Origin of the sequence: Lutimaribacter saemankumensis, from assembly GCF_900100005.1 — a bacterium.
In the GTDB taxonomy this organism is placed as follows: Bacteria; Pseudomonadota; Alphaproteobacteria; order Rhodobacterales; family Rhodobacteraceae; genus Lutimaribacter; species Lutimaribacter saemankumensis.
In genome coordinates this window covers 224,456-238,428 of sequence record NZ_FNEB01000001.1, presented here as the reverse complement: position 1 = coordinate 238,428, position 13,973 = coordinate 224,456, and the positions used below count along the sequence as shown (strand labels likewise).

Genomic DNA, 13,973 nt, shown 5'->3' with positions numbered 1-13,973 from the left:
CCGCGGCCATTGAGGAAGGGAACTAGGCCATGACAGAGACCGGCAAGACCGCCACGCTTTCGTTCGACGGAAAGAGCTTTGAGTTGCCCATGCACAGCCCGACGGCCGGGCCCGATGTGATCGACATCCGCAAACTGTACGCGGACGCCGGCGTATTCACCTACGATCCGGGGTTCACGTCGACGGCCAGCTGCGACAGCACCATCACCTATATCGACGGTGGTGCCGGCATTCTTTTGCACCGCGGCTATCCGATCGACCAGTTGGCGGCAAAGTCGCATTACCTCGAAGTGTGCTACCTGCTGCTTTACGGTGAATTGCCGACGGCCGCCCAGCTTGAGGATTTCGAGACGCGCGTGACGCGCCACACGATGATCCATGAGCAGATGCACAACTTCTTCCGCGGGTTCCGCCGCGATGCGCACCCGATGGCCACGATGGTCGGTGTCGTGGGCGCCATGTCGGCGTTCTATCATGACTCGACCGATATCGCCGATCCCTGGCAGCGCGAGGTCGCGTCGATCCGCCTGGTCGCCAAGATGCCGACGATCGCGGCGATGGCCTACAAGTATTCGATCGGGCAGCCTTTCGTGTATCCGCGCAATGACCTGGATTACGCGGCGAACTTCCTGCACATGTGTTTCAGCGTCCCGGCCGAGAAATACGAGGTGAACCCGATCCTCAGCCGTGCGATGGACCGCATCTTTACCCTGCATGCCGATCATGAGCAGAACGCATCGACCTCGACGGTGCGGCTTGCATCGTCGTCGGGCGCGAACCCGTTTGCCTGCATTGCCGCCGGCATCGCCTGCCTTTGGGGCCCGGCCCATGGCGGCGCCAACCAGGCCTGCCTGGAAATGCTCAAGGAAATCGGCAGCGTCGATCGTATCCCCGAGTTCATCGCGCGTGCCAAGGACAAGGACGACCCGTTCCGCCTGATGGGGTTCGGCCACCGCGTCTACAAGAATTTCGACCCGCGCGCGAAGGTGATGAAGCAGTCGGCCGACGAGGTGCTGGACCTTCTGGGAATCGAGGATAACCCGATCCTGCAGGTCGCCAAGGAGCTGGAAAAGCAGGCGCTGGAAGATCCGTATTTCGCCGAGAAAAAGCTGTTCCCGAACGTGGATTTCTATTCGGGTATCATCCTCGAGGCGATGGGTTTCCCGACCTCGATGTTCACACCGATCTTTGCGCTGAGCCGGACGGTGGGCTGGATCAGCCAGTGGAAGGAAATGATCGGCGACCCGCAGATGAAGATCGGCCGCCCGCGGCAGCTCTATCTCGGCGAGACGGAACGCGACTACGTGGATGTCGAAGACCGTTGATCGCAGCATGATCCGAAAATCGAAGGGCGCCTGTCAGGGCGCCCTTTGTCGTTTCGGATGACCGCTGCCTGATTGTTTCAATTTGAAAGACAATTTGCGCCGAACCGGGCGCATCTGAAGCCTTTGTTTACCCTGCCACGCAATCCTGCCCCCAACCAGCAGGAGGTTGGCGATGATTGCAGCGGTGTTGATGGCGATGGGGATGCTTTTGGGCCTTGGCGGATTGTCCATTGGCGAGGGGGAAACCACATTGGAGGGTGGCGACGATCCCGAAGCGCTGACCGGCAGCGACGGTGACGACAGCCTGTCGGGCGGCGGCGGATCGGACCTGTTGCTGGGTCATGGCGGGGATGACAGCCTGTCTGGGGGAACCGGCAACGACTGGCTGTTCGGGTTGGAAGGCGACGACCTGATCAACGGCGGCCCGGGCAATGACGTCATTTCCGGCGGCTACGGTTCCGACACGATCAATGGCGGTGGCGGCGACGATTTTGTGGAAAGCGCGGGGCTGCTGGACGATCCCGCCCTCTTGCAGTCCGCCGGGACGGCAGACGATTTCGGGGACCTGGCATTTCTTTATGATTTCGACCAGCCGGGCGATACGGGCGACGTGATCGACCTGGGCCCCGGTGACGACACGGTCGTTGCGGGCAGCGACGATACGGTGACCACGGGGGACGGCAGCGACACCATCGCGATGGGCGACTGGCATCGCGGGGACGCACCCGTTGTGATTACCGATTTCGATCCGGCTTCGGACTTGATCACCTTTGCCCATGATCGCGCAGGCCCCGCCCCCGTTTTCGAGACTTTCGTCAACCCGCTGAGCGGGGATGCGGAATTGCGGGCCGATGGTGAAACCTTTGCCGTCATCCGCGGCGCAGGTGCCGATTTCCAGGCCGTCGAGGTGCTGCGCAAAAGCTATGCAGCCTGATTGCGGCGAGTCGGTTGATCAACTTTGTTTCCGTTTTATTAACGGCCAGCAATTTCAAGGCTGACTGTCGCGAAACCACCGCCTCGAAAGGTAAAAACACCCCAAAATCCCAATTCTAATTGTGGCGATTTCATGCTCAAATCGGGCAAGAATGTGTCACACGCTGCTTGTGGGGAATTGGTAATGGTGGAAATAATACTGCTCAGCCTTTTGGGCTGGGGGGCTGTCGGCGCGCTCCTGGTGGAGGTGTTCGACGATGACGAGGACGACGACACACCGGACACTCCCGGTGACGAGCAACCCGTCGAAGAGGTATCGCCCCCGCCCAGCGACCAAAGCGATCTCGTGACGGGCACCAGCGATGCCGACCGCATACCAGCCGGTGAAGGTGATGACACCGTGTTGGGCGGAGCCGGCGATGACACGCTGCTTGGCGAAGACGGCGAAGACGTACTTCTGGGCCAGGATGGGAACGATTCGCTGGATGGTGGCGCGGATGCGGACACGCTGGTTGGCGGGCCAGGCGACGACATGGCCTTTGGCCGGACGGGCAACGATCTTATCCTGGGTGAGGACGGCGATGACGGGCTGTTTGGTGCACAGGGTGAGGATCTGCTGGTCGGCGGCGACGGCGCCGACACGATGGTCGGCGGTGTGGGCGACGACATCCTTGTCGGTGTCGATCTCGGGATCGACAACCTGCTTGAGTCGCTGGACAGCCCTGCGGACGCTTCCGGGGAAGAGGCATCGTTAAGCGTCCCCGACCTGTTCGACCCGCAATCCGACGAAGGCGATACAATGGCGGGTGGTTATGGCGACGACACGATCCTTGTCGGCAGCGCCGATCAGGCGACCGGCGACGAAGGCGACGATACCTTCCTGCTGGGCGACTGGATCGACACAACCGAACCGGCGCTTATCACGGATTACGAGGACGGTGCCGACCTCATCGCCATCAGCCACGATCCGGCACTAGCAGACCCCGAAGTGACAATCGGCACGAATGCCGCCGGTGCCGCGCTTGTGTCGCTCAACGGGCAGCTGCTGGCCGAGGTGGCGGGCGCTGGCGCGACGCTCGCCCCGGAAGACATCGTTCTGATCGCACGCGAACCGACCATGGCAACGGGCTGAGCCTGCGCAGTTCAAACAAAAAAGGGCGCCGCAAGGCGCCCTTTTGCGTTCTGTCGAAGGTGGCTGCTCAGCGGCCTTCGAAATGCGACGGCCGCTTTTCAAGGAAGGCCAGAACGCCCTCCTGGAAGTCGCGCGTCTTGCCGCATTTGCCCTGAAGACGGCCTTCGAGGCCAAGCTGATCCTCGAGCGTGTTGTCCCAGGCCCCGCGGATCGCCTGTTTGACATGCGCATAGGCCACGGTCGGCCCTTTCGCGAGATGCGCGGCACGCGCCTTCCATGTCGCGTCAAAGGCGTCATCTGCGACCGATTCCCAGATCAGGCCCCAGTCATCGGCCTGCTTGGCCGTGATCTTGTCGGCGAACAGCGCCGCGCCCATCGCCTTGGCAGCGCCCATGCCGCGCGTCATCCAATAGGTGCCGCCTGCATCGGGGATCAGGCCGATCCGCGTGAAGGCCTGCAGAAAGTATGCGCTTTCGGCGGCGATCACGACATCGGCGGCCAGTGCAAGGTTGGCCCCTGCCCCTGCGGCCGCGCCGTTCACCGCGCTGATCGTCGGGATCGGGCTGTCATAGATGGCGCGCAGCATCGGACCGTATTCGTCGCGCAGCGTGCGCTCCATGTCCAGGTTGGCGGCGTTGGCGCGGTCGCTCAGATCCTGGCCCGAGCAGAACGCCCGGCCCTTGCCCGTCAGCACCATGACGCGCGCGTCCTTGGGTGCCTGCAGCGCCGCGTCGGCGATCTCGGCACGCATCTGCGCGTTGAGCGCGTTCATCTTGTCTTCGCGATTGAGCGTGATCACCGCGACGTCGTCGGCAACCTCATAGGTGATGGTCTGGTAATCCATGCGCTGGCCCTCCCTGTTCCGTTTCCCGCGCAGCATAACCGACCGCGTGGTAAGGAAAAGGGGAACTGCGCGTCACTTGTCCAGAATATCGTCCAGACGGGCCTTTTCTTCGTCGCTGAGCGCAACGGTATCGGCCGGTTCGGGCATCGCTTCCCTGCGGCGCAGATAGGCGACCCCGATACCGAACCCAAGCACCAGCATGATCGGACCGGCGGCCCAAAGCAGCCAGTTCGCCCCGGTCGCACGCGGTTGCAGCAGCACATATTCGCCGTAGCGGTCGACGACGTAGTCAATCACCTCGTCGTCGCTGTCACCGGCAACAAGGCGCTCGCGCACCAGAAGGCGCAGGTCGCGCGCAAGCGTGGCGTTGGAGTCGTCGATATTCTCGTTCCGGCAGACAAGGCAGCGCAGCCCTTTCGAAAGCTCGCGCGCGCGCTCCTCGAGCACGGGGTCGTCCAGAACCTCGTCGGGTTGCACCGCGAATGCGGGCGTCAGCGGCAGCAGCGCAAGCATCAGGGCCAGAATCAGTCGTTTCATTCCGCAGGAACCCCCGCGGGCCCGCGGGTGCGGCGCGCACCTGCGGCCACACGGTATCTGCGGTCGCTCAGGCTGATGAAGCCACCCAATGCCATCAGGATCGAGCCGCCCCAGATCCAGTTCGCCAGCGGCTTGTAATAGGTCCGCACGGCCCAGCCGCCTTTATCCTGCGGATCGCCGATCACGACATAGACATCCCGCAGGAACCCGTTGTCGATCGCCGCCTCGGTGGTGGGCATTTCGGCCACCGGATAGAACCGTTTTTCGGGATAGAGCGTGGAAACCGTCCGGCCGTCACGCGTCACCTCGACCGTGCCCATCGTGGAGATGTAGTTCGGCCCCTGCACGCGCTGCACGTCTTCCAGCGTCAACGTAAAGCCGGCAATGTCAAAACTTTCGCCCTTCTGGACCACGCGGATATCCTCGGCCTCCCAGGCCATAAGTCCCGCGATGCCGAACATCGTCACGCCCAGGCCGGCATGGGCCACTGCCTTGCCCCAGTCGGCGCCCGGCAGTCGCAACAGCCTGCGCGACCGATCCCCGATCGCGCCGCGGCCCGTTCTGCTCCAGATATCCACCGCCGCGCCAAAAACCAGCCACGAGCCCAGGAACAAGCCAAGCGGGCCCATAGCGCTGCGCCCGGTCTGGAGTGCGAAAGCCAGCGCCGCCAAGGCCACCGCCAGTGCGAATGCCCCACGCAGCGGCCGGAACGCACGGGTAATGCTGCCGCGTTTCCAGGGCATCATCGCGCCCACGGGCAGGATCGCGCCCAGAATGATGAAGAACGGTGTGAAGGCCATGTTGAAGAACGGCGCGCCCACAGACAGTTTGCGGGCGAAGGCGAGTTCGGCCACAAGCGGCCAGATCGTGCCGACGAACACGACGAATGCGCTGACCGCCAGCAGGATGTTGTTCACCACCAGCGCGCTTTCGCGGCTGACCATGCTGAACACGCCCTTGGCCTCCATCGCCTGCGCCCGTGCGGCGTAAAGGATCAGCGCGCCGCCCATGAAGAACCCCAGGATCAGCAGGATGAACACGCCGCGTTCGGGGTCGTTGGCAAAGGCATGGACACTGGTGATGACGCCCGAGCGCACGATGAAGGTGCCGATCAGGCTGAACCCGAACGCCATGATCGCCAGCAGGATCGTCCAGCTTTTCAGCGCCTCGCGCTTTTCGACCACGATTGCGGAATGCAGCAAGGCGGCGGCGATCAGCCAGGGCATGAAGGATGCGTTTTCGACCGGATCCCAGAACCAGAAACCGCCCCAGCCGAGCTCGTAATAGGCCCACCAGCTGCCAAGACCGATACCGATGGTCAGAAACACCCACGCGGCCAGCGTCCAGGGCCGCACCCAGCGGCCCCAGGCGGCGTCGACGCGGCCTTCGATCAGGGCGGCAACCGCGAACGAGAACGCCATCGAAAGCCCCACATAGCCGAGGTAGAGGAAGGGCGGATGGAAGGCGAGGCCCGGATCCTGCAGAAGCGGGTTCAGATCCTGCCCGTCAAAGGGCGGCACCGCCAGGCGCAGGAACGGGTTGGACGTGAACAGGATGAAGGCGAAGAACGCCACCGAAATGGCCGATTGCACGGCCAGAACACGGGCCTTCAGCGTCGGCGGAAGGTTGCCGCCGAACCAGGCCGCCGTGGCGCCGAACAGCGTCAGTATCAGCACCCACAGCAGCATCGAACCTTCGTGGTTCCCCCAGACGCCCGAGATCTTGTAGATCATCGGCTTGAGCGAGTGGCTATTCAGCGTCACCAGCCGCAGCGAGAAATCCGATGTCACGAACGCATAGGTCAGCGCTGCAAAGGAAAACGCCGTCAGCAAAAACTGCGCGTTTGCAGCAGGTTCGGCCACGGCCATCCAGCCAGGCCAGCGCTTGTGCGCACCGATGAGGGGAACGACCGCCTGAACGCAGGCGACCAGGAATGCGAGGACAAGGGCGAAGTGGCCGAGTTCTGTAATCATGTCCTTGTTATATGCCTTTAGATCAGGCGGGCAAATCCGATTCTGCCCACCTGTTCAACTTGTCGCGGTCAGCGCCGTCCCGCGTCATGGCGCCAGGCCTCGAGCGCCGGGTTGGCATCGGGGCGCACCGCATCCAGCGTCAGGGCCGCGTCGCTGTCGCTGCGCGCAATTCCGGGGCTTTGGGCCCCGCTGCGCCGCAGCCGGGCTTGACCACCGTGCAGACCAGACCCGCGCGCCATTCCCCGCGCGATCCGCATCTGGAACTCTTGCCCCTTGGCCTGATGGCGCGCGCCGAAGTAAAAACTGACGATCGCCCCAAGAAGCCACCACAGCGGCTCGGGCACGAGGGCAAGCCCCTGCATTCGCGCCCCGAACCAGACCGGATCGACCATCGCCGACACGAAAAGGCCCAGCGTCCCTAGCGCCAGGGCCGGTCGCGGGAAGCGGTTGACCGCGTCCATGACCCGGTCGAAACGGGTTCGCTCCGCGGCGGCGAATTCGGCCCCGAACTGTTCCAGCGCCGCGGCGTGGCGGTCTGCCGCACGGGCGCCCGCCGCTTCGGCGTTTTCGCGAAAAACCTCGGCGGTGCGGCGTAGCCCGTTGTCACCGAACACCGTGTCGAGAAGCGTGTCGATCAAAGCCATCCGGCAATCCTTTCCTGAAATTCGGTGCGTGTCAGGTGAAACCGGGGGGAAATGAACTCTTCCGCCCGCACGATCCATCCCCCTTTGCCGCCATCGCGGCGCCGGACGTATTTGCGGCTGGCCGCGCGGGTGTCGGCGATGCGGAAATAGTAGTTGCGCCGCGCGATCCCGTAGGCATCGGAAATATGGTCGGGCGCGGCCTGTGCCGCGGCTTGCGCTGCGGCAATGGTTTGCGGCCCGATCACACCGTCGACAGCCACGTCATGCCCCATCTGGCGCAGCAGGCGTTGCAGGATGCGCACCGCGTTCGATCCCGCGTTCACGTACATGTCGAATACGCTGGCCTGCAGAACCTCGGGCAAGGCCGCGACCCGGGGCCCATGGAAATAGTGCTGCAGGAAAATCCGTTCGGCCTCGGCGCGGGTCAGTTGCCGCACGTCGGAAATGTCGACCTGCCCGTCGCCCGTCAGGTCGAGCCCCAGTCGCCGCATGGTGTGAATGGTAACGCCATGCTTGGTGGCGCCGCCGGGATCGTCGGGGTCGTTCACGAACCCACCTTCGCGCGCCACTATGGCGCGCGCGATGTCTTGGATGTCAGGCATGAAACCCGCCTCATGGTTTGCTCAGATGCAAACCGTGGCGGGTCACGGGTTAATGGCGTGATTAACTACCGTTCGGGTCTTTGTAGACGCCCTGTTCTTTCAACGCGTCCACAACTTCCTTGGGCATGTAGGTTTCGTCGTGTTTCGCAAGGATTTCAGAGGCTTCGAAGATACCGTTCACGTATTTTCCGGTTCCGACCATGCCCTGGTTCTCTTCGAAAAGATCAGGAAGAACACCGGTGTAGTGAACGGGAATCGTCGCACCGCCATCGGTCACGGCAAAGCGGATTGTCTCGCCCTGCCCGCGTTGCAGGCTGCCTTCGGCGACAAGGCCGCCGATGCGGAACACCTCGGTCGGGCCCGGCGGCTCGGCCAGAACCTGTGCCGGAGAGCGGAAAAAGTTGATCCCGTCCCGCATCGCATAGCCGATCAACGCGGTCGATACGACCAGCGCCAAAGCTGCCAGGGCAATCACCTGGATACGGCGGGTTTTCTTCAGCGATTTCATGGGGCCATTCCCGATCTGACGGCATACATTCGAATGCAGTTAAGATATGTATTCGCCGCATCTATGCCAAGAGGCCAGTCTGCTACCTATTGTCCCTTTCGCGGCAGCTCAGGCCCCGTCGAAGGTGATCTGCCGGCGCAGGAACTGTGTGGCACGGCTAGATACCCGCTTGGGATCGCCCGTCGTCAGGTATTTCTCTTCCGTACCGCTGCCGATCATGCCGGGGTGCCGCTGCAGGTAATCCGCAAGGCTTTCCGCCACAAGGTTGGCCTGGCTGTAGAAATTCACATCGGCGCCGAGCGCATCCTGGAACACGTCCTGCAGCAGCGGATAATGCGTGCAGCCAAGGATCGCGGCCTCGGGGGTGGGCATCTTGCGCCTGAGGGCGTCGACATGGCTGCGCACCAGCGCCTCGGCCAGGATCATGTCGCCCTCTTCGATGGCATCGACCACGCCGCCACAGGCCTGCGCCTCGACATCCACACCGATGGCGCGAAAGGCCAGTTCGCGCTGAAAGGCGCGGCTGGCAACGGTGGCTGGTGTCGCGAACAGCGCCACATGCTTGACCGCAACCTCGCGGGGCGGACTGTTGTCGCCCCATTGCCGTTCGGTCAGCGCCTCGATCAGCGGCACGAACACGCCCAGCACACGCTTTTCACGCGGCACCCAGGATTCCTGCATCCGGCGCAATGCCGCCGCGCTGGCCGTGTTGCAGGCCAGGATCACAAGATCACATCCCGCATCCCACAACCGTTCGACAGCGGAGGTCGTCAGGTTGTAGATATCGTCGGCATCGCGCACGCCATAGGGCGCATGGGCGCTGTCACCGAAATAGACGAACGGCACATCCGGCAGGCGCTTGCGCGCCGCTTCGAGCACCGTGAGGCCACCAAGGCCGGAATCGAAAATGCCAACTGCCATGGGCCCGTCCGTTCTCTTGCACCTCAAGCGCGGTGCTTTTCCTCGAATTCAAAGCCGTAGTCATAGGTGGCCAGCGGCGTCGGAGACAACTCATAGGTTGCTTTGCGCAGGAAATCCATCATTGCCCGCGCATCGCAGGCGCGGGCGTCCAGTTCGGCCTGCGCGATGGGCTGGCCGACGACGACGCGCACGGGCGTATCCACCCGCTTGCGGAATTCCTTGATCAAAAGACCCATGCGCAGCGTCGAATGCAGATGGCTTGCGATCTGGAACAGCCGGCTTGTGTGGCCGTCGAAATAAACAGGCACCACCGTCGCGCCTGACTTGGCCACCATCCGCGCGGTGAACGACCGCCAGCCGGGATCCATCGGTTGTGAAAACGGGCGTACGGCGGTGGACACCGTGCCGCCGGGGAAAATGCCGATGGCCCCACCGGCGGACAGATAGCGCAGCGCCTCTTTCCGCGTGGCGAGGTTTTCCTGCACCGACTCGCGGCTTTCATCGAAATTCACCGGCAGGATGATGCGGTTCAGGTCTGCGGCCTTGCGAAAGACCTTGTGCGCCAGGATGCGGAAATCGCCGCGGACGGTGGACAGGATGTGCCCCATCATCAGCCCGTCGAGGATGCCATAGGGATGGTTGGCGATCAGAATAAGCGGCCCGTTTGCCGGGATGTTCGACAGGCTGCCACCCACCACATCCAGGCTCAGCCCGTAGCGGTCCACCATCACTTCCCAGAAATCGCGCCCGGCGGCGACCTCGTGTTCATAGCCGGCGGCGCGCTTGATCAGGCTGATCCGGCCGGTCACGTTTTCCATCACACGGATAACCGCGCGCCCGCCGCGGGTGGCGGCGGAATGCGCATAAGATATGTCACGGGCGATATGACGCTGGCCCGTCATCGGCACATCCTCCAAAACACTGGCGACGATTTACGCCGCTGGCACGAGTCTGGCCAGTGTTTTTGAAAAATGTGTGAATGGCTGTTGCAAGGCGGCGATCATTCCGCCGCCTTGGCCAGCCCCGCTCCTCCATCCCGGAACGCCGCGAGCAATTCCTCGCGCCGCTTGGCCGCCTTGCGTTCGTTGGCCTCTTTCACCGGGCCGAAGCCCCGGATCTGCAAGGGCAGTTCCGCAATCGCCACGGCGATGTCCATAGTCGCCGGCGTAACCTTTGGCAGGATATCGGCCATGTCGGCCTCGTACTGCTTGATCAGCGCGCGTTCCATGCGGCGCTCCGATGTCCGGCCGAAGGGATCGAGCGGCGTGCCGCGCAGGCCCTTCATCTTGGCCAGCAGACGGAACCAGCGCATCATGCCGGGGCCGAATTCGCGCTTGGCGGGGCGGCCATCGGGCCCTTCCTTGGACAGGATCGGCGGGGCGAGGTGGAATTTCATGGTGAAATCGCCCTCGAATTCCTTTTTCGCCTTTTCGTAGCTGTCCAGATGCAGGCGCGCGACCTCATATTCGTCCTTGTAGGCCAGCAGCTTGTGATACCCCTTTGCGACCGCCTCTTTCAGGCGGGCGTCGTCGGCGCGGTCTACCAGCTTGCGATACCGCTTTGCCAGACGCTTGCCCTGATAGGCCACAAGGTGATCGGCGCGGAACGCGATCTTTTCGTCCAGCGACTTCGGCTTTTGCACCACTTTCGGTTCGATCAGCCGCGCGGCCTCTTCGGGGTTCAGAGCAGCCCAGCGGCCGATTTCAAAGGCCCGCAGGTTGCGGTCGACCGCCGCGCCGTTCAGCTCGATCGCGGTCTTGATCGCGTCATAGCTGACGGGAACCAGCCCGCGTTGCCATGCCGCGCCAAAGATCATCATGTTCGAAAAGATCGAGTCGCCCAATGTCGCCTTGGCCAGGTCCGACGCGTCGAACAGGATCACCTGGTCACGCAACCGCGCCTCCAGCGCGAGCGTCAGACGGTCGGTCGGCAGGGCGAATTCCGTGTTGCGGGTGAAATCGCCGGTGATGATCTCGTGGCTGTTGACCACAGCCCCGGTGCGGCCCTGCCGCGTCAGGCCCAGCGTCTTGGCCCCGGCGCTGACCACAAGGTCGCCGCCGATCAGCGCATCGGCCTCGCCGGTGGCGACGCGCACGGCGCTGATATCCTCGGGCTTGTCCGCCAGGCGGCAGTGGATATGCACCGCGCCGCCCTTTTGCGCGAGGCCCGCCATTTCCATCATGGCCGCCCCCTTGCCGTCGATCTGTGCCGCCTGCGCCAGCACCGCGCCGATCGTCACCACGCCGGTGCCGCCGACGCCGGTGATCACCACGTTCCAGGTGCCGTCGATAGCAGGCAGGTCGGGTTCGGCCATATGCGGCAGTTCCAACTCGGTCGTCGCGGCCTTCTTGACCTTCGCCCCCTCAAGCGTGAGGAACGATGGACAAAACCCTTTCAGACAAGAGAAATCCTTGTTGCAGCTCGATTGGTCGATGGCCCGTTTGCGGCCCAGTTCGGTTTCGACCGGAACGATCGAGACGCAGTTCGACTGCACGCCGCAATCGCCACAGCCTTCGCAGACATCGGTGTTGATGAACACGCGGCGATCGGGATCGGGGAAATTGCCCCGCTTGCGGCGGCGGCGTTTTTCCGCCGCACAGGTCTGGATATACAGGATGACGGAAACGCCCGGAACGTCGCGCGCGCGCTTCTGGACGCTGTCCATCTCGGCGCGCTCAAAGCTTTGGACGCCCTTGGGCAGGCGCGACAGGTCCACGTCCTCTTTCTCGTCATAGACGACAAAGACTTCCTTGACGCCCATCGCCTTGACCTCGGCGGCGATGCGGTAGGCATCCAGCCCACCCTCGTTGCCCTGCCCGCCGGTCATGGCGACAGCGTCGTTGTAGAGGATCTTGTAGGTGATGTTCACGCCCGAGGCCAACGCGGCCCGGATCGCCATGATACCCGAGTGGTTATAGGTGCCATCGCCGAGGTTCTGGAACACATGGCCGCGTTGGGAAAACGGCGCCTCGCCGATCCAGTTCGCGCCTTCGCCGCCCATATGGGTGTAGCCCAGCGTGTCGCGGTCCATCCACTGGACCATGAAGTGACAGCCGATGCCCGCATAGGCGCGGCTGCCCTCGGGCACCTTGGTCGAGCTGTTATGCGGGCAGCCCGAACAGAAATACGGCAGGCGCGCGGCGATTTCCTCGGCGTTGTCGTTGCGCTTGATCTCGTCCAGCGCGGCCATCCCGGCCTTGATGCCGTCGGTGTCGCGGCCTTCCTCGATCAGGATGTCGCCCAGTTTCTCGGCGATCATCACAGGGTCCAGCGCCCAGCGGCTTGGGAACAGTTCCAGCCCGTTCTGGCCCTTGTGCCAGCCATAGACGCGGCGGCCGCGGCGATCGTCAAAGATCGCTTCCTTGACCTGCACCTCGATCAGCTTGCGCTTTTCCTCGACCACGATGATCAGGTCGAGGCCCTCGGCCCAATCGTGGAATCCCCGCATGTCCAGCGGCCAGACCTGCCCCACCTTGTAGGTGGTGATTCCAAGGCGTTCGGCCTCGGCCTCGTCGATCCCCAGCAGCGACAGCGCATGAACAAGGTCGAGCCAGTTCTTGCCGTGACTGACAAGCCCGATCTTTGCCCCCGGCTTGCCCCAGACCCGCTTGTCGATACCGTTCGCATGGGCGAACGCCTCGGCGGCGTGCCGCTTGTAATCGATCAGACGCGCCTCCTGTTCGATGCGGTCATCGACAAGACGGATGTTCAGCCCGCCTTCGGGCATTTCGAATTCCGGGCGCACCAGCTGCATCCGGTCGGGGCGGCCATCGACAACGGCTGTTGCCTCGATCGTGTCCTTCATCGTCTTCAGGCCGACCCAGACACCGGCAAACCGGCTGAGCGCATAGCCATAGATCCCGTAATCCAGGATTTCCTGAACGCCCGCCGGGCTGACCACGGGCATGTAGGCATCCACCAGCGCCCATTCCGACTGGTGCAGCACCGTCGAGGATTCGCCGGTATGGTCGTCACCCATCGCCATCAGCACGCCGCCATGGGGGCTGGTACCGGCCATGTTGGCATGACGCATCACGTCACCGGACCGGTCGACGCCCGGACCCTTGCCGTACCATAGACCGAAAACACCGTCGAAACTGCCTTCGCCGCGCAGTTCGGCCTGTTGGCTGCCCCAGATCGCGGTGGCGGCCAGATCTTCGTTCAGACCCTCCTGGAATTTGACGTCCGACTGCGCGAGAAACTTTTCGGCGCGCCGCATCTGCATGTCGACCGCCCCAAGCGGCGACCCGCGATAGCCGGTGACAAAGCCGGCCGTATTCAGGCCGGCCGCCGCGTCGCGGGCCTTTTGCATCAACATCAACCGCACCAGCGCCTGCGTGCCATTCAGCAGCACCGGCGACTTTTCCAGATCAAACCTGTCGTTCAGTGAAATGTCGGCTTTCGTCATGTCACCCCCCTGTTGCGCGTTTCGTCTTACTATAGCTTAGTTGCTCATCACTTTAGGTCAAAAAACGTGACCTATAAAGCAAATAAGCGGAAATCACCCAACGTAAGACGGTTCCAACCTGTTAATTTTCCATATATTCCGCAAAA

The 13,973-nt window shown here is 63.1% G+C and carries 12 protein-coding genes; 3 read left to right on the top strand and 9 right to left on the bottom strand.

Translation table 11 applies throughout. From position 1 onward, the window contains the following. Window positions 1-29 precede the first annotated feature (29 nt). The 3 genes from gltA to BLT50_RS01145 all read left to right on the top strand — a co-directional run bounded on the left by gltA (window position 30) and on the right by BLT50_RS01145 (window position 3,390). The gene (gene gltA, locus BLT50_RS01155) at window positions 30-1,325 is read left to right on the top strand and encodes a citrate synthase (protein ID WP_090025674.1); all 1,296 of its coding nucleotides are present in this window, start codon (window positions 30-32) and stop codon (window positions 1,323-1,325) included. Window positions 1,326-1,497: 172 nt separating this feature from the next. Continuing rightward, on the top strand, window positions 1,498-2,259 hold the full coding sequence (locus tag BLT50_RS01150; RefSeq protein WP_090025672.1) for a calcium-binding protein: 762 nt from the start codon (window positions 1,498-1,500) through the stop codon (window positions 2,257-2,259). Window positions 2,260-2,442: 183 nt separating this feature from the next. Then, the gene (locus BLT50_RS01145; RefSeq protein WP_175491362.1) at window positions 2,443-3,390 is read left to right on the top strand and encodes a calcium-binding protein; all 948 of its coding nucleotides are present in this window, start codon (window positions 2,443-2,445) and stop codon (window positions 3,388-3,390) included. 67 nt (window positions 3,391-3,457) lie between these two features. Here the strand turns inward: BLT50_RS01145 and BLT50_RS01140 are convergent, their stop codons facing one another. The 9 genes from BLT50_RS01140 to BLT50_RS01100 form a co-directional block, all read right to left on the bottom strand. Then, entirely contained in the window at window positions 3,458-4,234 is a 777-nt protein-coding gene (locus BLT50_RS01140; RefSeq protein ID WP_090026962.1) for an enoyl-CoA hydratase-related protein, read from the bottom strand. Between the two features lie 72 nt (window positions 4,235-4,306). Beyond that, window positions 4,307-4,771 carry a cytochrome c-type biogenesis protein gene (locus tag BLT50_RS01135; protein ID WP_090025668.1) on the bottom strand — a complete coding sequence of 155 codons (465 nt, stop codon included), beginning with the start codon at window positions 4,769-4,771 and terminating at the stop codon, window positions 4,307-4,309. Next, a complete protein-coding gene (locus BLT50_RS01130; RefSeq protein WP_090025666.1) occupies window positions 4,768-6,744 on the bottom strand; it encodes a heme lyase CcmF/NrfE family subunit in 1,977 nt (658 codons plus the stop codon). Before BLT50_RS01130 ends, BLT50_RS01135 begins: the two co-directional genes overlap by 4 nt. Before the next feature lie 68 nt (window positions 6,745-6,812). After that, complete coding sequence (locus BLT50_RS01125) at window positions 6,813-7,388, bottom strand: holin family protein (RefSeq protein WP_090025664.1); 576 nt, start codon at window positions 7,386-7,388, stop codon at window positions 6,813-6,815. After that, window positions 7,379-7,990, bottom strand: a complete 612-nt coding sequence (locus tag BLT50_RS01120) for a holin-associated N-acetylmuramidase (protein ID WP_090025662.1) — start codon at window positions 7,988-7,990, stop codon at window positions 7,379-7,381. Before BLT50_RS01120 ends, BLT50_RS01125 begins: the two co-directional genes overlap by 10 nt. A 61-nt stretch (window positions 7,991-8,051) precedes the next feature. After that, window positions 8,052-8,498, bottom strand: a complete 447-nt coding sequence (gene ccmE / locus BLT50_RS01115) for a cytochrome c maturation protein CcmE (RefSeq protein WP_090025660.1) — start codon at window positions 8,496-8,498, stop codon at window positions 8,052-8,054. 108 nt (window positions 8,499-8,606) lie between these two features. Further along, on the bottom strand, window positions 8,607-9,419 hold the full coding sequence (locus BLT50_RS01110; protein ID WP_090025658.1) for a glutamate racemase: 813 nt from the start codon (window positions 9,417-9,419) through the stop codon (window positions 8,607-8,609). 23 nt (window positions 9,420-9,442) lie between these two features. Then, entirely contained in the window at window positions 9,443-10,321 is an 879-nt protein-coding gene (locus BLT50_RS01105; protein ID WP_090025656.1) for a lysophospholipid acyltransferase family protein, read from the bottom strand. Between the two features lie 98 nt (window positions 10,322-10,419). Then, a complete protein-coding gene (locus BLT50_RS01100) occupies window positions 10,420-13,827 on the bottom strand; it encodes an indolepyruvate ferredoxin oxidoreductase family protein (RefSeq protein ID WP_090025654.1) in 3,408 nt (1,135 codons plus the stop codon). Window positions 13,828-13,973 lie beyond the last annotated feature (146 nt).